At 63.3% G+C, this 18,818-nt stretch carries 20 protein-coding genes; 11 read left to right on the plus strand and 9 right to left on the minus strand.

Annotated elements, in window-relative coordinates:
- Window positions 1-4: 4 nt before the first annotated feature.
- Window positions 5-133: a hypothetical protein gene (locus CDV44_RS28600; RefSeq protein WP_256388436.1), complete on the minus strand. Its 129-nt coding sequence runs from the start codon at window positions 131-133 to the stop codon at window positions 5-7.
- Between the two features lie 88 nt (window positions 134-221).
- Here CDV44_RS28600 and CDV44_RS08025 point away from each other — a divergent pair, with 88 nt between their 5' ends.
- From CDV44_RS08025 to CDV44_RS08045, 5 genes are all read left to right on the plus strand, one after another.
- On the plus strand, window positions 222-818 hold the full coding sequence (locus tag CDV44_RS08025; protein ID WP_087687556.1) for a lipocalin family protein: 597 nt from the start codon (window positions 222-224) through the stop codon (window positions 816-818).
- A 3-nt stretch (window positions 819-821) separates the two neighbouring features.
- Window positions 822-1,397: a chalcone isomerase family protein gene (locus CDV44_RS08030; RefSeq protein WP_371328743.1), complete on the plus strand. Its 576-nt coding sequence runs from the start codon at window positions 822-824 to the stop codon at window positions 1,395-1,397.
- Window positions 1,398-1,511: 114 nt separating this feature from the next.
- Window positions 1,512-2,057: a DUF3455 domain-containing protein gene (locus CDV44_RS08035; RefSeq protein WP_087687962.1), complete on the plus strand. Its 546-nt coding sequence runs from the start codon at window positions 1,512-1,514 to the stop codon at window positions 2,055-2,057.
- A 53-nt stretch (window positions 2,058-2,110) separates the two neighbouring features.
- Entirely contained in the window at window positions 2,111-2,713 is a 603-nt protein-coding gene (locus CDV44_RS08040; protein WP_249277454.1) for a sigma-70 family RNA polymerase sigma factor, read from the plus strand.
- Window positions 2,710-3,408 carry an anti-sigma factor domain-containing protein gene (locus CDV44_RS08045; RefSeq protein ID WP_087687559.1) on the plus strand — a complete coding sequence of 233 codons (699 nt, stop codon included), beginning with the start codon at window positions 2,710-2,712 and terminating at the stop codon, window positions 3,406-3,408. The genes CDV44_RS08040 and CDV44_RS08045 overlap by 4 nt, the downstream gene beginning before the upstream one ends.
- Here the strand turns inward: CDV44_RS08045 and CDV44_RS08050 are convergent.
- From CDV44_RS08050 to CDV44_RS08080, 7 genes are all read right to left on the minus strand, one after another.
- A complete protein-coding gene (locus CDV44_RS08050; RefSeq protein ID WP_087687560.1) occupies window positions 3,380-4,852 on the minus strand; it encodes a heavy metal sensor histidine kinase in 1,473 nt (490 codons plus the stop codon). The genes CDV44_RS08045 and CDV44_RS08050 overlap by 29 nt on opposite strands.
- Window positions 4,849-5,532 (minus strand): heavy metal response regulator transcription factor, encoded by a 684-nt coding sequence (locus CDV44_RS08055; RefSeq protein ID WP_087687561.1) that lies wholly within the window; start codon window positions 5,530-5,532, stop codon window positions 4,849-4,851. Before CDV44_RS08055 ends, CDV44_RS08050 begins: the two co-directional genes overlap by 4 nt.
- A 26-nt stretch (window positions 5,533-5,558) precedes the next feature.
- Window positions 5,559-8,783 carry an efflux RND transporter permease subunit gene (locus CDV44_RS08060; RefSeq protein ID WP_087687562.1) on the minus strand — a complete coding sequence of 1,075 codons (3,225 nt, stop codon included), beginning with the start codon at window positions 8,781-8,783 and terminating at the stop codon, window positions 5,559-5,561.
- 17 nt (window positions 8,784-8,800) lie between these two features.
- Window positions 8,801-10,072 (minus strand): efflux RND transporter periplasmic adaptor subunit, encoded by a 1,272-nt coding sequence (locus tag CDV44_RS08065; protein WP_249277455.1) that lies wholly within the window; start codon window positions 10,070-10,072, stop codon window positions 8,801-8,803.
- 9 nt (window positions 10,073-10,081) lie between these two features.
- Window positions 10,082-11,383 (minus strand): TolC family protein, encoded by a 1,302-nt coding sequence (locus CDV44_RS08070; RefSeq protein WP_170935902.1) that lies wholly within the window; start codon window positions 11,381-11,383, stop codon window positions 10,082-10,084.
- A gap of 177 nt (window positions 11,384-11,560) precedes the next feature.
- On the minus strand, window positions 11,561-12,094 hold the full coding sequence (locus tag CDV44_RS08075) for a DUF2846 domain-containing protein (RefSeq protein ID WP_087687564.1): 534 nt from the start codon (window positions 12,092-12,094) through the stop codon (window positions 11,561-11,563).
- Between the two features lie 4 nt (window positions 12,095-12,098).
- A complete protein-coding gene (locus CDV44_RS08080; RefSeq protein WP_170935903.1) occupies window positions 12,099-12,428 on the minus strand; it encodes a DUF4148 domain-containing protein in 330 nt (109 codons plus the stop codon).
- 297 nt (window positions 12,429-12,725) lie between these two features.
- Between CDV44_RS08080 and CDV44_RS08085 the strand changes: the two genes are divergently transcribed.
- From CDV44_RS08085 to CDV44_RS08105, 5 genes are all read left to right on the plus strand, one after another.
- Entirely contained in the window at window positions 12,726-13,424 is a 699-nt protein-coding gene (locus CDV44_RS08085; protein ID WP_087687566.1) for an alpha/beta hydrolase, read from the plus strand.
- Between the two features lie 145 nt (window positions 13,425-13,569).
- Window positions 13,570-14,640, plus strand: a complete 1,071-nt coding sequence (locus CDV44_RS08090) for an acetamidase/formamidase family protein (protein WP_087687567.1) — start codon at window positions 13,570-13,572, stop codon at window positions 14,638-14,640.
- 12 nt (window positions 14,641-14,652) lie between these two features.
- Entirely contained in the window at window positions 14,653-14,892 is a 240-nt protein-coding gene (locus CDV44_RS08095; protein WP_087687568.1) for a XapX domain-containing protein, read from the plus strand.
- Between the two features lie 10 nt (window positions 14,893-14,902).
- Complete coding sequence (locus tag CDV44_RS08100; RefSeq protein ID WP_087687569.1) at window positions 14,903-15,094, plus strand: DUF1427 family protein; 192 nt, start codon at window positions 14,903-14,905, stop codon at window positions 15,092-15,094.
- Between the two features lie 91 nt (window positions 15,095-15,185).
- Window positions 15,186-17,546 carry an acetamidase/formamidase family protein gene (locus CDV44_RS08105; RefSeq protein ID WP_249277456.1) on the plus strand — a complete coding sequence of 787 codons (2,361 nt, stop codon included), beginning with the start codon at window positions 15,186-15,188 and terminating at the stop codon, window positions 17,544-17,546.
- Window positions 17,547-17,564: 18 nt separating this feature from the next.
- On the opposite strand, the gene CDV44_RS27990 is transcribed toward CDV44_RS08105, so the two are convergent.
- Window positions 17,565-17,732 carry a hypothetical protein gene (locus CDV44_RS27990; RefSeq protein ID WP_170935904.1) on the minus strand — a complete coding sequence of 56 codons (168 nt, stop codon included), beginning with the start codon at window positions 17,730-17,732 and terminating at the stop codon, window positions 17,565-17,567.
- Window positions 17,733-17,830: 98 nt separating this feature from the next.
- Here CDV44_RS27990 and CDV44_RS08110 point away from each other — a divergent pair, with 98 nt between their 5' ends.
- Window positions 17,831-18,676 (plus strand): LysR family transcriptional regulator, encoded by an 846-nt coding sequence (locus tag CDV44_RS08110; protein WP_087687571.1) that lies wholly within the window; start codon window positions 17,831-17,833, stop codon window positions 18,674-18,676.
- The last annotated feature ends 142 nt before the right edge of the window (window positions 18,677-18,818 follow it).

Consider the following 18,818-nt stretch of genomic DNA (forward strand, 5'->3'; position numbering starts at 1 on the left):
TGACTTACGAACTGGACGATGACGCACGCGCGCCCGCCTTCATCGGCAGGCCAATAGCCACGGCACCGGGCGCACAGGTTCGAATACGTGCCAGATCGGCTTCCGGATGCAGGATGAACAAAAAAATGTCCATTTTCTTGACGACATCTGCATCCGCCGGGCTGCGCCACTCGTATACACACACATTGCCCCCATCGCCCCTGTCCGATGCCGGAGACCCTATGCTGCGAAACGCTTTGCTGGTATTCACTGCGATCGCTGGCCTGCTGCTGAGCGCCTGCTCGGGCGCGCCCGCCAACCCGAATCCCCTTGCGAATACCCCGCTACAGGTGGTGCCCGTCGATTTGCCACGCTATATGGGACGCTGGTACGTGATAGCCAATATCCCGTACTTTGCCGAACGAGATTTCGTGGGCAGCCGCGCCGAGTGGTATCTGCGCGAAGACGGCCGGATCGACGATCACTTTTATGGACGCAAAGACGGCTTCGACCAACCGGAAAGCCACTATCAATTCCTCGACAGTGTGGTGCCGGGCAGCGGCGGCGGGCGCTGGAGCGTTCGACTCTTCTGGCCGATTTACGTCTCGCAACTCACCTTGTATGTCGACCCGGACTATCGCTACACGTTGCTCGGTTACCCCGACAAGTCGCTTGGCTGGGTCTTCTCGCGCGAACCCATGATGGATGACGCCACCTATCACGGGCTGCTCGCGCGCTTTGAGGCGATGGGTTACGACACGTCCCGTTTTCGACGGGTGCCGCAGGTGAGCGAGCAACTTGGGCAGCCGGGCTTCGCTTCGCCCGGCGAAAAGGACTGACGCGTGGTCCCGACCTCCCCCCTGAGGACTACCCGCCGCCTCGCCCTCTCGTGGGTGTGCGCTGCCTCGCTGATCGCTGCCTGCTCGGTTTCCAATGCGCGGGCCGGGTGCCGCGACGACATCGCCGGAGCTCGCCACATCGGTGCGGGAGAATTCTGCGTGCTGGGCTTCTGCCTTTACCGGGCTGAGCTTTGGGCCCCCAAGGCGCCCGTGGCACCCCCTGCACCGTTGTCATTCGACATCCCGTTTGCGCTCTCGCTGACCTACGAACGTAGCCTTAGCGGTGCGCGCATCGTCTCGACGGGCATCGACGAGATTCAGCGACTGGCGACACAGCCGATCGCTGACGCGACGCTCTCGGCTTGGCGTGACGCGATGCGACGGGCGTTCGGTGATGTGTCTCGCGGGGACGAACTGTGTGGCGTCTATCTGCCCGGGCGTGGGGCGCGGTTCTATCTCAACGGGAACGTTTCGGCGGAAATTGACGATCCCGCCTTCGCGCAGGCGTTCTTCGGCATCTGGCTCGACCCACGCACCCGCGCGCCGTCGCTTCGCAAGCAATTGCTCGGCAGCAACTGATTTCGGAAAATTTGCATTCGGCTGCATCCGAATCGACATCTCGTGTGTAGAGAAGGTAGCGACCCGATATTCAGGGCGCCAAACGACTCGATCCGACACAGGAGTTTTGCCATGATGCGCATAGTCTCAGTCAGCCTCGCCGCCTCCACCCTGCTCGCCGCTTGCGCCCAGAACATGCCGATGACCGGCACCTCAGGTACGGCCGCCCCGGTGGCAGCAGCCGTCAAAGTCCCCGACGGCCACACGATTGCGCTGCAAACCGTCGGCAAAGGCGAAATTCTTTACGAATGCCGGGAAAAGAAAGACGCCGCAGGCCAGTGGGAATGGACATTCATCGGCCCGGATGCGGTGTTGACGGACCGGAGCGGCAACGCCGTCGGCAAATACTATGGCCCGCCCGCAACGTGGGAATCCAATGACGGCTCCAAAGTGACGGCCACACAGGTAGCGATATCGCCCGCCGGTGCCGGCAGCATCCCATTGCAATTGGTCAAGGCAAACCCGGCCTCCGGCCCCGGGGCCATGCAGGGGGTCACGTACATCCAGCGGCTTGCCACGCAAGGCGGGGTTGCGCCGGCGTCCGCTTGCGCCACGGCAACGAAGGGCGCCAAGGAGAAGGTGAAGTACCAGGCCGACTACATTTTCTGGAAAGCCGCTTGACACATGTCTGAGCGACGGGCATTTTGCGGAAGACGTAGTCGATCTGTATTCGCGTGCTTCGACATATCGCCGATGGTTTCCGAGAGGTGCCCGTGCACGACGAGAAGGATGATTTTGACTACGAATCATTGATTGCCGCGTGTGGCGGCAAGGATCGTAAGGCGCTCCAGCGGCTTTATGAGCGCGATGGCGCCTACCTTCTCGGCGTGGCCCAGCGCATCGTGCGCGACCGGCAGTTGGCCGAAGATGTCCTGCACGATGCCTTTGTCAGCCTCTGGACCAACGCGGCCAGCTTCGACGCCGCCCGTGGCTCGGGGCGGGGCTGGATTTTCAGCATCGTGCGTCATCAGGCGCTGAATGCCATTCGGGGCCGAGAGCGTGAGGTCGACGTGGACGACGAGACCCTCGATGCCCATGTGAGTGCCGACGCCATGCATGCGGAAGCTTCGAATTCATTTTCAGTCGATCCTCTGATGCTGGGCCGCCTCGGTGAATGTCTGGAACGGCTCGACGCGTCGCCACGTGCCAGCATTCTTCACGCCTATCTCGACGGCTATACCCACAGCGAAATCGCCGAGCGGCTTCGTTCACCCCTCGGCAGTGTCAAAGCGTGGGTACGGCGCGGTCTGCAATCGCTACGTGAGTGCATGGGATGACGCCAGAAGAACTTAACGCGCTCGACGATCTGGCTGGCGAATACGTCGTCGGCACCTTGCCATGGGCGCAACGGCAAGCGGTGCAAGCGCGGCTGCGCCACGAACCCGTGTTGGCTGCCAAAGTCGCCGAGTGGGAAGCGCGACTCCAGCCACTGGCCGACACCGTGGCGCCCTTGGCACCTTCAAAACAGCTTTGGCCGAGAATCCGCAGAAGCACGTCGACCATAGGCGCCGAAGGATGGCGTCGCTGGTGGAACGACGTGCGTTTCTGGCGAACCAGCGCTCTTGCCGGGTCGTTCGCAACGCTGGTGCTTGCGGTGGTTCTCGGTGTCCAGTTGCGCACGCCGGCACCGGTGCCGCAGTTTGTCGTTGTGCTCATGTCGCCGCAGGACAAGACACCCGCATGGCTCGTGCAAGTCGGTGCCAATCGTAAATTGCGCTTGATACCGCTGAAGTCGCAGGAAGTGCAACCCGCCAAGGCGTTGCAGTTCTGGACCAAGGCCGATGGCTGGTCTGCGCCGATGTCGTTGGGGCTGGTGCAAGCGGGCGAATCGCTGGAAATCTCACTCGACCGCTTGCCGCCGATGCAGCCCAATCAACTGTTCGAGATCACGCTCGAGCCGCCCAACGGGTCGCCGATCGGGCGTCCGACAGGGCCCATCCTGTCTATAGGGCGTGCGGTACCGACGACGTGACGCCATCGAGCGGCTTGGCGGGGAATCTGAGGCGAAATGCCGTGCCAGCAGTGGCGTCGCTTGTCGCAGACACCGAGCCGGCATGCAGCTCCATGATCGACTTGACGATGGCGAGTCCCAAGCCGGTGCCTGTGGTTCGCGTGCTGCCGTCGTTATGGCGTGACGGGTCCACGCGGTACAGGCGGTCGAAGATTCTCGGCAAGTGTATTTCGGGGATCACGTCGCCCTGATTGTGGACAGCAATTTCAGCACCGTCGGGGGACGCCGAGCACCGTATCGATATCGTGCTGCCGGGGCGCGAATGGCGAATCGCATTGGTCAGCAAGTTGGCCAGCGCGCGGCGCACCAACCCGCGATCGACGACGCAGACGGCATCGCCGCTGACTTGCATCGTCAGACCACCCTCCTCAGCCATCGGCGCAAAGTCCTCGGCAATCGACGATGCCAATTCGTGCAGTGCCGTGGGTTCCCGTTGCAATTTCGCGTGGGCGGCATCGGCACGCGCCAGAAACAGCATCGACGTGATCATGTGCGACAGGCGCTCGCACTCTTCGATGTTCGACGCGAGAATCGCTTTGTATTCCGCAGGCGTGCGTTCCCGTGAGAGGGCCACCTGAGACTCGCCCATCAGGTTCGATAGCGGTGTGCGCAGGTCATGCGCCAGATCGGACGAGAACTGCGAAAGCCGCGTGAACGAATCGTTCAGCCGGGCGAGCATGCGATTGAACGCGTGCGACAGGTCGCGCAGTTCTGCCGGGGTGTCGTCGTCCGCCAGCGGCTGGCCAAGGCGTTCGCTCGACACCTGCTCGGCGGCCTGCGTGAGTGTGCGCAAGGGTTTCAACCCGAGGGTCACCAGCCAATACGCCATGGCCGCCACCAGCAACGTACCCACGATCAGTGCGACCACCGCCGTGAGCGCGAAGCTGGCCAGCACGTTGACCTGCTCTCTCGGGTCGAGCTGCACGACGATCATGACGTGCTCGCCGCCTTGTCCGATGACGTCGTCAGCCGCCACGTAACGCAGCCGGACGCCCAATTCGGCGTTGGCGATCTTCTGCACATGGCGCTCGTGCGGAATGTTGTGGCTGTCGACGTACGTCAGCGCCGTCGCCGGGGGGCGATAGCCACGACTCGCGATCAACGGCTTCCCGCTGGCATCGAGCACAGCAAAATCGAGGTTCTGATGCCCGTGCGTCGCGTCGTACCATCGGCGCGGATTGGCACCGATCTCCGACTTGTCCGTGATCCCCCTTAGCTCAGAGCGCAGCGAACTGACCGTGCCGAGAAGATCCTGATGCGCGCGTGCGCGCAGCTGTTCCGCCAATGCGAAGTAGAGATACAGGCCCATGAGCGCCAGCACCGTGAACATGCAGCCAGCGATAAACAGCGTGAGTCTGGCGCGCATCGACCGGGCATGTCGCAGCGGTTCGGCAGCGTTCGTCATGATTCGCGAGGCTCGCGAAGTTCCAGCACGTAGCCCATGCCTCTGACGGTATGAATCATCTTCGTGGCAAACGGATCATCGATCTTGGCGCGAAGGCGTCGCATCGTCACGTCGACGATATTGGTATCGCTGTCGAAGTTGACGTCCCACACCTGCGACGCAATCAAGCTTCTCGGCAGAATCTCGCCGTGGCGCCGCATCAACAACGCCAGCAACAGGAACTCCTTGGCCGTCAGCGTAATGCTCGTGCCTTGACGCACCGCCTTGTGACCGAGCAGATTCAATTCGAGATCGCCGATCTGCAAGACGTCGGGCTCGCGTGTGCGCCCGCGTCGCAAAATGGTCCGCACGCGCGCCAGCAACTCGGCAAACGCGAACGGCTTCGTCATATAGTCGTCGGCGCCCAGATCGAGCCCCTTGATGCGCTCGTCGAGGTCGTCACGCGCGGTCAGAAACAGCACCGGCGTGTGGCGGCGCGCCCGGAGTTCAGCCAGTACCTGCCAGCCGTCCTTGCCCGGCAGCATGACGTCGAGGACCACGAGGTCGTACGCGAGCGTCGTGGCCATGTGAAGACCGTCAATGCCGTCGACGGCGAGGTCGACGACATAGCCGGCCTCCGTCAGCCCCTTCTTCAGGTACTGCCCCGTCTTGTGCTCGTCCTCGACGACAAGAATGCGCATTTCGTTCCTAAGGTGATATTGAACAACTAACTCTGCCGACGGAATTTTCGTCCCATCCGGGCAACCCACCGATTGGCCATACCGCCCTGCGGCTCGCGCCGGCAGACGGCGCGATAGAGCACGGGCAGCACCAGCAAGGTCAGCATGGTGGACGACAGAATGCCACCAATGACGACGGTCGCCAGCGGGCGCTGCACCTCGGCACCGGTCCCGGTGGCAATCGCCATCGGCACGAAACCGAGCGACGCGACCAGCGCCGTCATCAGCACCGGGCGCAGACGCGTCAGCGCACCTTCCCGAACCGCCACGTCCAGCGGACTTCCACCGTCGCGCAGATTCCGGATGAAGGATATCAGCACCAGACCGTTGAGCACCGCCACACCGGAAAGCGCGATAAACCCTACCGCTGCCGTGATGGAGAGCGGAATGCCGCGCAACCACAGCGCGACTAACCCGCCGCTCAGGGCAAACGGGATGCCCGTGAACACGATCAGGCCGTCACGCACGTTATTGAACATGGCAAACAGCAGCGCAAACACCAGCAACAACGCTACCGGCACGACGATCTTCAGCCGGTCGGACGCCGACTGCAACTGCTCGAACTGGCCGCCCCAGGCCGTCCAGTACCCGGCAGGCAGCGCCACCTTCTCGATCTCGACGCGCGCGTCTTCCACAAACGACCCCAGATCGCGCCCGCGCACATTGGCACTCACCACGATTCGGCGTTTGCCGTTCTCGCGGCTGATCTGGTTCGGGCCCGGGCTCAGATCCAGCGTGGCGACTTCGGACAGCGGAATGAACGCGGCACGTTGCATTGCCGGGTCGCCCGCGACGCCGTCGCCGCGTGGCGTTGCCGTCGTTGCTGCGGGAAGCGAAATCGGCAGGCGCCGGATCGCATCGAGGTTCTCGCGCACGTTGTCCGACAGGCGCACGACGATGCTGAACCGACGGTCACCCTGAAACAGCGTACCTGCCGTCTGCCCGCCAAGCGCGGCGGCAACCGTGTCCTGCACATCTGCGACGTTGATGCCGTAACGCGCGATCTTTGCCCGGTCGATGTTGATCGTCAGCATCGGCAGCCCCGACGTCTGTTCGACCTTGACTTCCGTCGCGCCCGGAATCGCCTGCAAACGCGTGCTCATGCGCCCGGCCACTTCGTTCAGCACGTTCATGTCGTCGCCGAATATCTTCACGCCCACATCGCTGCGCACACCGGAAATCAACTCATTGAAGCGAAGCTGGATCGGTTGCGAGAACTCGTAGTTGCTGCCCGGGATCGATTGCGCGACGCGGGTAACCTCTTCAATCAATTGCTCGCGCGTCTTGCTCGGATCCGGCCATGCGTTCTTCGGCTTGAGCATGATGTAGCCATCGGAAATGTTCGGCGGCATCGGGTCCGAGGCGACTTCTGCGGTGCCGGTTCGCGCAAACACGCGCTCGACTTCCGGCAACTGCGCAATCAACGCCTTCTCCAACTGCTGCTGCATCTGCACCGACTGCGTGAGACTGGTGCCCGGAATGCGTAATGCCTGAATCGAGAGATCGCCTTCATTGAGATTCGGCATGAATTCGCTGCCCAGACGAGATGCCAGACTGAACGTCATGAGCACGGCGACGACGGCACCCGCCAGCACGATGCGAGCGTTCCCGAAAGCCCAGTCAAGCGCGGGCTCGTACAGGCGCCGCGCCGCGCCCATGACACGGTTTTCTTTCTCTTCAACCCGATTGCCGATAAAGGCCGCGACCGCCGCAGGAATGAATGTCACCGACAGCACCATAGCTGCGCCCAACGCCATGACCACGGTGATCGCCATCGGGTGGAACATCTTCCCTTCGACACCCGTGAGCGCAAAGATCGGCAGATAGACCACCATGATGATGGCCTGTCCGAACAGCAACGGGCGTCTGGCTTCACGCGCTGCGCCGTAGACCTCATGCAAGCGCTCCTGCATGGTGAGCGGCCGGCCATGTGCCCGCTGGGCATGCGCGAGCCGTAACACGCAGTTCTCCACGATCACCACCGCGCCGTCAACGATGATGCCGAAGTCGAGTGCGCCAAGGCTCATCAGATTGGCGCTGACCCGGCCGGCCGCCATGCCGGTAAAGGTCATCAGCATGGACAACGGGATCACGAGCGCGGTGATCAGTGCGGCGCGCAGATTGCCAAGGAACAGGAAGAGAATCGCGATCACCAGCGCCGCGCCTTCGAGCAGGTTCTTCTTGACGGTCGCAATCGCCTTTTCTACCAGCACGGTGCGGTCGTACACCGGGATGGCAGAGACGCCGGGCGGCAGGCTCTTGTTGATGGAGATCATCTTTTCCGACACCGCGCGCGACACGGTGCGGCTGTTCTCGCCGATCAGCATGAACACCGTGCCGAGCACGACTTCGCGGCCGTTCTCCGTGGCCGCGCCGGTGCGTAGCTCACGCCCGAGGGAGACCTCTGCAACGTCCTTCACCCGTACCGGAACACCGTTGACGTTGTTGAGGACGACGTTGCCGATGTCCTCCGCGTTTTCCACTTGCGCAGGCACGCGAACCAGATACTGTTCGCCGCGACGCTCGATGTAGCCCGCCCCGACGTTGGCGTTATTGCGCTCCAATGCGCGCACGACGTCGGTAAACGTCAGCCCGTAAGCGATCAGCCGCGCCGGGTCCGGGGCAATCTGATATTCCTTGGCGAAGCCGCCAATCGTATTGATCTCGGTGACGCCGGGCACGCTGCGCAGTTGCGGTTTGATGATCCAGTCCTGCACTTCGCGCAGGTCGGTCGACGTGTAGGGGGTGTTGTCGGGCTTGCGCGCGTCAGGCGCAGCTTCAACTGTCCAGAGATAGATTTCCCCGAGCCCGGTGGAGATCGGCCCCATCTCCGGGTTGATGCCGGCAGGCAATTTCTCGCGGGCCTGTGCGATGCGCTCGCCCACGAGTTGACGGGCGAAATAGATGTCGGTGCCGTCCTTGAAGATGACTGTGACCTGCGACAGGCCGTAGCGCGACATCGAGCGCGTTTGCTCAAGCCCCGGCAGACCCGACATCGCGGTCTCGATCGGATAGGTGACACGTTGCTCCGCTTCGAGCGGCGAGTATCCCGGGACATTGGTGTTGATCTGCACCTGCACGTTGGTGATGTCAGGCACCGCGTCGATGGGCAGCCGCTGATAGGCAAAGACACCGGCAATGGCGACGGCGAGCGTGACGATTAACACCAGCCAGCGGTGCGCAATCGAGAACTGAATAATGCGTTCGAACATGCGTCTGGCTCCGGGGTTCAGTGGCTGTGCTCAGCCGTGCTCTTGCCGAGTTCGGCCTTGAGTACAAAGCTGTTGGCGGCCACGTAGGGAGTGTCGGGTGCCAGCCCGCTGACGATTTCGACGTGCGTGTCGTCGCGGCGCCCGGTTTTCACGGGCGTGGCGACAAACCCCTGTGCGGTCTTGACGAAGACGACCGTGCGGCCCTCGACGGTCTGAATCGCCGCCTCGGCAACCGCCACCGGCACATTGACCTGACTCGTACCGATGAAGACGTTCACGAACACGCCGGGACGCCACATGCGGTCCGGATTCTCAAGCGATACCCGCGCCTTGGCGGTGCGAGTCTGTTCGCCCAGCAGCGAGCCGACGTAGGCCACCGTACCCTTCGCCTGCGAGTCGAAAGCGGTCGAGCGCACGGTCACCGGGGTACCCACGCGCACCGCACCGAGCGATTGCGACGGCACGGCGATCTCTGCCCACACCGTGCCCATGTCGGACAGCGTGAACAGGTTGGCCGTCTCCGTGACGGCTTCGCCCAGCGCAGCGTGCTTCTCCACGACGGTGCCGTCGAACGGCGCACGCAGTTCAATCCGGTTCAACCCGTCACCGGACGCAGCGCTCGCGCCCACGGCACTCAACTTCTGCCGGGCATTGCGCACCGCAATGTCCGCTTCCCGCAAGACCTGTTGTGCCGCGATGAAGTCCTGCTCCGCCGAGATCTTTTCTTCCCACAGCATCTTTTCACGCTCGTATGTCTTGAGCGCACCGGCTCTGCGTTCCTGCGCGGTGAGCAGTTCCGCGCGCTGTTCCGACACTTGTGTGCTGGACAGCACCGCGAGCACGTCACCCCGTTTGACCTGCTGCCCGAGACTCACGTTGACCCGCTCGACAACGCCCGGCACGCGCGGCACCACGTGCGCCGTCCGGTCCTCGTTGAAGCGAACTTCGCCGGGCAATTCCATTTGCTCGGATATCTGAGCCGCCCCCGCTGTCTTGATCTCGATGCCCGCTGCCGCCTGTTGCGCGTCGGTCAGCGTCACACGTTCCTCGCCACCGGCGTTGGCCTCGTCGGCATGGTCGTCATGATCGTCGTCGCCCTCACCGTGGGCGGCGCCCGACGCCTTCGCGTCGCCGTGACCGGCATGCCCGTCCTGCTTCGCCGCGTTGGCGACCTTCGGGTCGGGCGTCGACGGCGTTTGACGCCCGTCGGCACGCATGACGCTGACACCGATACCCACACACAGTGCGGCGATGCCGCCAAAAACGATCCACTTCTTTGCTCGTTGCACGAGGATTCCTCACTGATATTGCGGTTGGGTCAGGCGATCGGCCGACAGGAGCGAAACGCCGTCGACGCTGCCACCCACGGCAAGACCGACGGTGGCGTAGGCGCTGTACGCGCCAGCGACAGAAGTGATGTACTGAGAGCGAGCCATCGCGAGCGTGCGTTGCGCGTCCAGCACGTCGAGGAAACCGAATTTCCCGAGCAGGAAGCCGCGCCGCGTGGCGTCATAGGCGCTCTGCGCTTGAGGCAGGATGTCTTCCCGGAGCCTGCGGGCGGCTTCGCGCGCCGCCGTGAACTCCGCATAGGCGCTCGTGAGCGTCTGCTGCTGTTGCTGGCGAACCCCGAGGTAGGCGTCACGTGCGATGTCAGCGCGTTGTGCGGCCTCCAGCGTGGCACCGCGCCGGGTGTCGAAAATCGGCAAGGGAATCGAGAGCCCGACGACCGCCTGATTGTCTGTGCGTGCCCCGTCGGTCACGCGCTTCAGACCGAGGGTGACGCTCAGGTCGGGAATGCGCTGCGCGCGCTCCAGTTTCGCGAGCGCGTCACGACGCTGGATTTCCTCACTCGCCGATCGCACCGCTGGCGTGGTGTCGAGCGCCGCCGCGAGGCGCGACCACTCCGGCAGCATCGGCAGCGACTCCAGACTGCCGGACAGCGTGCCGGGCAACTGCCCCTCGGCCACGCTCAGTACCTGCGCGAGCCGTGCGCGAGCGCGGTCCCGGGCGGCATTCGCGCTGGCCAGTTCGATCTGTGCATTGTTCGCGGCGATTTGTGCGCGCCCTTCGTCGACGGGCGAGACCTTCCCGGCTTTGACTCGCCGCTGCACCGCCACGAAAGTTTCCTGCGCGATGCTGGCCGTCTGCGTGGCCAGCTCGACCAGTTCGGTGCTCGCCAGCGTCTCGAAATAGCGCACGACGACCTCGCTGCGTACCGAGGCTTCGCTCGCTTGTGCGTCCAGCTCGGCCGCTCGCTGTGCCGCCGACCCGGCCTCGACACGCCATTGGCGTTGTCCACCGAGTTCGATCGGCTGCGTGAGTTGTGTCGTCGTCGTGCGCGCGGTGCTGCGAAAGTCCTCCTGAAGGACCGACAGCGAGGGATTCGGCCGCGCGCCAGCTTGCATGAGCGCGCTCGACTGCGCATCGATTTCGCGGCGCGCGACTTTCAGTCCGATGTTGTTCTCGAGCGCGCTCTGCATGGCTTGCGCCAGCGTGAACGATGTGACGGAGCCGGGTGCGCTGACGGCGGGCTGTGCATTTGCCGGGGCGATACCGAGCAACAGCACGGCAACACACGTTGCGTAGAGGGTGGTCTTCATGGGCGCAGAGAGAGCCGGCGCGCAGGCGGGAATCGATCGTGGCGGATCGGCGAGCGCGGTCGGACAGGGAAAGGGGAGCCCGGACGAGAGGGACCGGACAGCGGGCATCGTAAGCACCCGCCGCGATCACCAACATGAAACGGGGATTACATTTTTGTCATCTTCAGACGACGGCCGTCAGGGATGGCCGCTGCCGTCCGACGCCCGGGCGAGACGCGCCCCCGCAACGGCGCGCTGACCGGCCTCAGTTGGCATCGGGTCGATGGCACCGTACATGGTGTTCAGCCACTGCGTCAGACGTAGTTCGGCGAAGTACACCTGACCGCCTTCTAAGTGCAGACTGCGGCCGAACGTACCGTCTGCCCGCCCTGTGAACTCGTGCTCGCCCGGTGGAAGGTCGAGCACGAGATAGGTCATGGGCGCGAGATCACCGGCGTGAGTGCTGCCCACGTCCACCGGCGTGGTACGCCGGGGGTCCGTGGTACGGGAGCGCACGAGATAAACGCGCGCGATGTCGGCCGGCGGCGCCACGAATGCCTTGGCTTGCCCATCGGCGTCGCGGCTCTCCATCGGCACCGAGACACATTGCGATGGCTTGCCCAACCAGCGACATGGGACGAAGGCTTCGGCCTGCGCGCTTTGTGCCGTTGCTGCCAGCGCGACAGCCACGAGCGTCGCGGCGGGCGCGAATGAGAGAAGACGCCGACGCATGACGTCACTCGACCAGAGGCAGTTTCGGATACACCGAATCGGGCTGGTTCAGCAGGCCTTGTTCTGCCGCGGCTTCCAGCTCCTTTTGCACTTGCTCGCGGGTCATCTTCGACGACGACTGCGTGCCTTGCAGTGCCTTGAGGTTCGACGGCACCGGCACGCCGTTGGCATGCACGTCCTTCAGTTGCTTCGCAACATCGTCACGCGCGACGGCCGGCCCCGTGTCGGCGGCGAACGGCGGCACATTGTTGTCATAGCGGGCAGTGGCCTGTACGGACATCGACAGCAACGCGCTGGCACTGAGGGTGGAGATGATGAGGATGCGTTTGATCATGGTGATACCCCTTGGGTTGAGATGACTCGGGAAGACGTCAGTCCCTGTGGAACTGTTGGGTACCATCGTAAGCAGCCGCAGCAAACAGCAAGATGAACCGGGGATTACGGTTTTGTCATGAAGATGACAAGGAGCGACAAGCCAAAGATGACCATCGCATGACGCGTCAATCGATGCTCACACCGAGCGAAATCATGACCTATAGTCGTTACTCCAGTAGCGCCGGATAGCCCCCCCTCCGCCGGCAGGCTATGCCTCGAAAACTCGCTGGCGGGCAGTATCGACTAGGAGCAGAGCATGAGCGATAAACCGACAGTCATTCTGGTTCACGGTTTCTGGGGAGGTGCGGCCCATTGGGCGAAAGTCATTGTCGAATTGACGCGCAAGGGCTACACGTCGATTCACGCGGTTGAAATGCCACTCACTTCGCTTGCCGACGATGCGGAGCGTACGCGCAAAATGATCGCGCAGCAGAAAGGTCCGGTCTTGCTCGTCGGCCATTCCTATGGAGGCGCCGTGATCACCGAGGCCGGTGATCAGCCGAACGTGATCGGGCTGGTCTACATTGCCGCGTTCGCACCCGACGCGGGGGAGAGCCCCGGCGGCATTACCGAGCAGCATCCCCCCGTCGCCGTGCCGAATCTTGCGCCGGACAGCGATGGCTATCTGTGGATCAAGGCCGATAAGTTTCGCGAGAGCTTCTGTCAGGATCTGACGCCGGAAGAAGGCCTCGTGATGGCTGTCACCCAGAAGGCCCCCCTCGCGTCGACATTCGGCGACACCATTACCGCACCGGCGTGGAAGAAAAAACCGTCGTGGTATCAGATCTCCAGCGATGACCGGATGATCTCACCGGAGAACGAGGCGATGATGTCGGCGCGGCTCAACGCGAGGAAGGTGATCACCCTGGCAGCAAGTCACGCATCGCTGGCGTCGAAGCCGGTCGACGTCGCCGCGCTCATCGACGAGGCGGCATCAACGCTTGCCAACGCCTGAGGCTTCCAATGACGGGCACCCCCGGATAACGGGGGTTAACGTTAGTTCCACCTAGCAACAGAGAACGTGTCAAACGCTCCTAATCGTCGGGTTTTGTCGGGCACTACCATGACTTCACCCTAAAACGAAAATCAGGAGACATGGCATGCTTCACGACCTTCCCGCCCGGCCCGAGACCGTGCATTGGGGCTACTTCGACGCGACCCAGCGACCCGCACTGACGGTGAAAAGCGGTGATCTGATTCGCGCCGAAGCCGTCACGCATCACGCGGGCGACGCCCCCGATCTGATGATGGACGCCGCCGTGCGTGCCATCTACGACACGATTCCCCACGAAGACCGCAACCCCGGCGTGCACATCATGACCGGCCCGATCTTTGTCGAAGACGCGAAACCGGGCGATATGCTCGAAGTTCGCTACCTTCAGATGATTCCCCGCTTCCGTTACGGCGCGAACGTGGCCGCCCATTGGGGGCAGCTGTACGACGATTTCAAGAAAGAGCGCGTCACCATCTACGAGCTCGACAATCGCTCGAACACCGCCCACGCCCTCTTCGCCTTCGACTACCCGGGCAAGCTCACCACGCCGGGCAAGATCGTCGATCACCGGGAGTGCTGCAAACAACCCGCACTGGCAGGGGTACGCGTCCCTGTGCGCCCGCACTTGGGCACTGCCGGGGTTGCACCGGATGCCAAGGGGCGCGTGACCACGGTCGAGCCCGGACTGCATGGCGGCAACATCGATAACTGGCGCATCGGTGCCGGTGCCACGATGTACTACCCGGTGCAGGTCGACGGCGCACTCTTCTCGATCGGTGACCCGCATATTTCACAAGGCGACGGCGAGATCAGCGGCACTGCCATTGAGGCCTCGCTCAATGTGCTGTTCCAGATCGTGCTGCGCAAGGACTTCCACTTCCCGTCGCCCCTGCTCGAGACGCCGGACTGCTGGATCGTCCACGGCTTCCATCCCGACCTTGACGAGGCAGGCAAGAACGCTGGCCGCGATATGGTCCAGTTGCTGACGGAGCAGCAGGGCCTCTCGCGCGACGACGCCTACTCGCTGATGAGCGTTGCCGCCGACTTCGGCGTCACGCAGGTGGTCGACGGCACACAGGGTATCCATTGCACGATGCCGCGCAGCATCTTCCCACCCGAAGAAACGGACGCGATGGCGGCGGCCCGGCAATCGACAAAGTCATCGACGAAACCGTAAGGAACCCACGCCATGCAATACGTCTACATCGGGCGCAATGAAATCGTCGCCCTGCTCGTCGGGCTGGTCACGGGCACGCTGTACTCGTGGCTCAACCTGCCGATTCCGGCGCCGAACGTCGCCGGGGGTATTTTCGCCATCGTGTTCACCTACCTTGGCTATCTCATTGTTCAGGCTTGGCGCCGCTCGGTGACGTTCGGCCGCCCGCCCGCCGAGGACGTGCCGCACACGCGACCGGTCCGGTCATCCTGAGGAAAACATCATGGTAGAGCTCACGCTGGGCGCCACCGAGCTTCAGGCGGCCGCCGTCGGTCTGGTCACCGGCATCGTCTACACAAGCGTGCGGGCACCGATTCCCGCGCCAAATGTGCTCGGCGGTATTTTCGCCATCTTCGGTACGTTTGTCGGCTTTGTGCTCGTCGCCGCGATGCGAGGCCAATTGCACTTCGGCTAGCGGGATTGCATCATTGACGGCAATTGCCGGGCCGGTGGCATCGCAGGTTGCCCCGGCCCGGCGTCCATGTCACCCATGCAGGAGATTGGTCTTGGATCGCGCGCACTTTTCAACCGAGTCCTACGCTCATGACCAGCGGGGCCCCGCCTGGCAAGCCCGGTTGCTCGACGCGCGTCTGCATTTTCGCTCGCCTGCCCCTGAGCAACCGCTGCACGGCACCCTGCTCTCGCATCGCACACCCGCAGGCATCGAGGTGTCCGTCATCGCTGCCACGCCGCAAGTCGTGTCCGCCCGCGCGGGCGGCGAGCGTGGCTATCTGCTCATCATGTTGCTCGACGGGCAGGCAGAACTCACGGGAAGCGTGATCGACGAGCCGCTGGCGACGGGCGAGATTGCCTGCATTCCGGCGATGGAAAGCGTCGATTTCGTGGCGCGGACGCCTTTTCGTATCGTCACGCTGCATATTCGGCACGCGCTGATCGCGCCTCGGCTGGCAAGCGCGCCGCTGGCCGGCACGTGCAAGCTGCCGCCGTCGGTCGGCGGCCTCTTCGGCAGTCTGCTCAGAACGATTGCCGATCAACTCGACGCCATGGCCGAGCCCGATGCGCAGGCCCTCGAACCGGTCGAAGGCGTCTTGCTTGAGTTGCTGGCGTCGGCGCTAGTGGCTGCCAAGCCCCATGCGACGTCGGGGCTGTCGTCCTCGCGATCGGCCATGTTCGCGCGTATTTGTCATCGTGTTCAGGCACGGCTTGCGGAGCCCGACCTGTCGTTGTCGGCCATTGCCAGTGACGAGCACATCTCGGATCGCTATCTGCGAAAACTGTTCGAAGACTCGGGCCACAGCTTTTCGACGTATCTGCGCAATAGCCGTCTGGAACGATGTCACGCGGATCTCGCGAACCCGGTCTACGACCAGTTGTCCGTGTCGGATATTTGCTACCGATGGGGCTTCAACGATCCGTCGTATTTCAGCCAAGCGTTTCGGGAACGATTCGGCGTGTCGCCGAAAGCCTATCGCGAGCAAAGCGTGAAGGCGCGCACCCTGCCCGCCCGCGCACGTATTTCCCGGGGGCATCCCGACTTCCCCTCGGCGACGTTGCAACGCGGTGCCGGATTGATGGCAGATACGGTACGCACTGCGCACCGTTCCGCTACCGAAGGCCATGACGGTAACGCAGCGCATGCCAATTTGCCTCACGCGGCGGGACAGCATCACTATTTGCGCGCAACACGCGAGTCGGTGCACTGGGGATATTTGAGTCACGATCTGCCACCGGTGCTGACGGTCGACTCCGGCGATACCGTCACGATCGAGACGCTGACCCAGCACGCCACCGACGACTGGGAACGCATGGTGCAGGGCGACCCGGGCGCCGAGAGCGTCTTTCACTGGACGGCCACGCAGAAGAACGTCGACCGGCGAGGCGCTGGCCCAATGGATGCGTCTGTCTACGGGCGCGGCGCTGGAGAAGGCTTCGGCGTGCATATCTGCACGGGCCCGATCGCCGTCAAGGACGCCATGCCGGGCGACGTGCTGGAAGTCCGCATTCTCGACTTGCAGCCGCGCCCCAGCGCCAATCCGGCCTATGCGGGCAAGGCCTTCGGCGCGCACGCGTCGGCGTGGTGGGGATTTCACTATCAGGACATGCTGACGGCACCGCGTGAGCGCGAAGTCGTGACCGTCTTCGAGATCGACTGCGAACGTAACGATGGCGTCGCCCGCGCGCTCTACAGCTTCCGCTGGACGCCGCAGCGCGACCCGTTCGGTGTGGTGCACACGACCATCGACTACCCGGGCGTGCCCGTCGACCATACGAAGATTACGAAGAATCACCGCGCACTGAAGGATGTCGAGATCCCGCTGCGGCCGCACTTCGGCGTACTCGCCGTTGCGCCCGCGCAAGACGGTCTGATCGACTCGATTCCACCGTCGAGCTATGCGGGCAATCTGGACAACTGGCGTGTCACGCGCGGGGCCAGCGTGTTCTTGAAAGTGGCGGTGCCCAATGCCTTGCTGTCGATCGGCGACCCGCACGCGTCGCAAGGCGATGCCGAGCTGGGCGGCACGGCCATCGAATGTTCGCTCACTGGCAAGATTCAGTTGATCTTGCACAAGAAGGCGGCGATCCCCGCCAATGCGCCGTTTGCCGACCTCACGTATCCGCTGGTGGAAACCGCGCAGGAGTGGATCGTGCACGGCTTCAGTTCACCGAACCACCTCGCCGAGCTGGGGCAGAAGGCGCAAAGCCAGATCTACCTGAAGTCGACGCTTGACAGCGCCCTGCGTGACGCCTTTTACAAGGCGCGCCGGTTTCTGATGCAAGTGAACGGGCTGACGGAAGACGAGGCGAACGCGATCCTCTCCGTTGGTGTCGACTTCGGCGTCACGCAAGTGGTGAACGGCAACTGGGGCGTGCACGCCATCATTCGGAAGTGCCTGTTTCCGTCCTGATACGTCTGTCCTGAACGGCTACCGCCACACCGTCGCTACGGCGGCCGTCAGCAAGGCGACGGCGAGTGCGACGCCCGCCACACTGACAACATGCGCCATCACAAACGCGTTTGCCGATACCGGGGACTGATCCGGCGAATGTCCGCGCCTGGGCTCTTGCGGCGAGTCGATTTGAAATTGAGGCATGACGTAGCTCCTTTGATGGAGCCATCGTAATTAGCGCTCGACCATTCGAACAGCACATGGCAGGATATTTCAATGATGACAAATTCGAATGACTGATCATGAATGCGTTAGATATCGATGCCGTGCGGGCCTTTGTGCTGACGGTCGAACTCAAGAGCTTCACCCGGGCGGCCGAAGTGCTGAACTCCACCCAGTCGGCGGTCAGCGTCAAGATCAAGCGGCTGGAGGCGACACTCGGACACCGGCTGCTAGATCGCACGCCGCGTCAGGTCCGGCTGTCGGCAAGCGGACTCGCCTTTCTGGCGCCTGCCCGCGCGCTCGTCAGTGCCCATGAAACGGCGCTACAGGCATTCAGCGTTCAGACCCGGCGGTTGACTATCGGCATCAGCCACCATCTGGTCGGCGCCAATCTCCCCTTGTTGATACGACGCATGCACGACGCGGACCCCGGCGTGATTGTCGAGCTTCGCATTGCACCGTCGCGCGAATTGCTCGAATGCTACGACGCGACCGAGATCGACGCGTGCATTGTGCTGCGCCACGACACGCGGCGTCTCGACGGCGAGCGCATCATGGCGCAATCGTTCGGCTGGATGGCGGCGACGGACTTCGAACCGAGTGCCAACGGCGGGCTGCCGCTCGCGACGCAAGCCAAGCCGTGCAGCGTGCGCGCGATGGCCGTGAGCGCACTGGATGCTGCTGGCGTCGCGTGGCACGAAGTCTTTGTGGGGGGCGGTGTCGGCACGATTGGGGCCGCCGTGACCGCCGGGCTGGCCGTCGCGGCACTCGCCCACCGTGTTGCCCCGGTCGGGACCGTCGACGTGGGGCAGCGTCTTGGCCTCCCCCCGTTACCCGTGCGAGACGTGGTGCTGCACACCGGGCTCACCGATGCGCAGGCCAGACGCACGCTTCAGACGCTGAGCGCAGCGTTGCGAACGACCTGAGTCGTGAGGTGAAGGGAGATGCCTCGCTTTTGACCTGCTTTTGACCTGCTTTTGACCGGCTAATGCCGCTTAGAGATATCGATCCGAGAATCGATTATTGGATTGCAGCCCGATGTCATTTTTATACTGCAAACCAGTCTGG

The sequence above is a fragment of the Pandoraea sp. PE-S2R-1 genome, from assembly GCF_002179865.1.
Taxonomy (GTDB): Bacteria; Pseudomonadota; Gammaproteobacteria; order Burkholderiales; family Burkholderiaceae; genus Pandoraea.

Bases quoted from the DNA above. Each gene is read 5' to 3' on its own strand.
- CDV44_RS08060 (WP_087687562.1), bottom strand. From the start codon at position 8,783: ATGTTCGAACGCATTATTCAGTTCTCGATTGCGCACCGCTGGCTGGTG.
- CDV44_RS08090 (WP_087687567.1), top strand. From the start codon at position 13,570: ATGCTTCACGACCTTCCCGCCCGGCCCGAGACCGTGCATTGGGGCTAC.
- CDV44_RS08085 (WP_087687566.1), top strand. From the start codon at position 12,726: ATGAGCGATAAACCGACAGTCATTCTGGTTCACGGTTTCTGGGGAGGT.
- CDV44_RS08070 (WP_170935902.1), bottom strand. From the start codon at position 11,383: ATGAAGACCACCCTCTACGCAACGTGTGTTGCCGTGCTGTTGCTCGGT.
- CDV44_RS08050 (WP_087687560.1), bottom strand. From the start codon at position 4,852: ATGACGAACGCTGCCGAACCGCTGCGACATGCCCGGTCGATGCGCGCC.
- CDV44_RS08045 (WP_087687559.1), top strand. From the start codon at position 2,710: ATGACGCCAGAAGAACTTAACGCGCTCGACGATCTGGCTGGCGAATAC.
- CDV44_RS08055 (WP_087687561.1), bottom strand. From the start codon at position 5,532: ATGCGCATTCTTGTCGTCGAGGACGAGCACAAGACGGGGCAGTACCTG.
- CDV44_RS08100 (WP_087687569.1), top strand. From the start codon at position 14,903: ATGGTAGAGCTCACGCTGGGCGCCACCGAGCTTCAGGCGGCCGCCGTC.
- CDV44_RS08110 (WP_087687571.1), top strand. From the start codon at position 17,831: ATGAATGCGTTAGATATCGATGCCGTGCGGGCCTTTGTGCTGACGGTC.
- CDV44_RS08035 (WP_087687962.1), top strand. From the start codon at position 1,512: ATGCGCATAGTCTCAGTCAGCCTCGCCGCCTCCACCCTGCTCGCCGCT.
- CDV44_RS08095 (WP_087687568.1), top strand. From the start codon at position 14,653: ATGCAATACGTCTACATCGGGCGCAATGAAATCGTCGCCCTGCTCGTC.
- CDV44_RS27990 (WP_170935904.1), bottom strand. From the start codon at position 17,732: ATGCCTCAATTTCAAATCGACTCGCCGCAAGAGCCCAGGCGCGGACAT.
- CDV44_RS08080 (WP_170935903.1), bottom strand. From the start codon at position 12,428: ATGATCAAACGCATCCTCATCATCTCCACCCTCAGTGCCAGCGCGTTG.
- CDV44_RS08075 (WP_087687564.1), bottom strand. From the start codon at position 12,094: ATGCGTCGGCGTCTTCTCTCATTCGCGCCCGCCGCGACGCTCGTGGCT.
- CDV44_RS08025 (WP_087687556.1), top strand. From the start codon at position 222: ATGCTGCGAAACGCTTTGCTGGTATTCACTGCGATCGCTGGCCTGCTG.
- CDV44_RS28600 (WP_256388436.1), bottom strand. From the start codon at position 133: ATGGACATTTTTTTGTTCATCCTGCATCCGGAAGCCGATCTGGCACGT.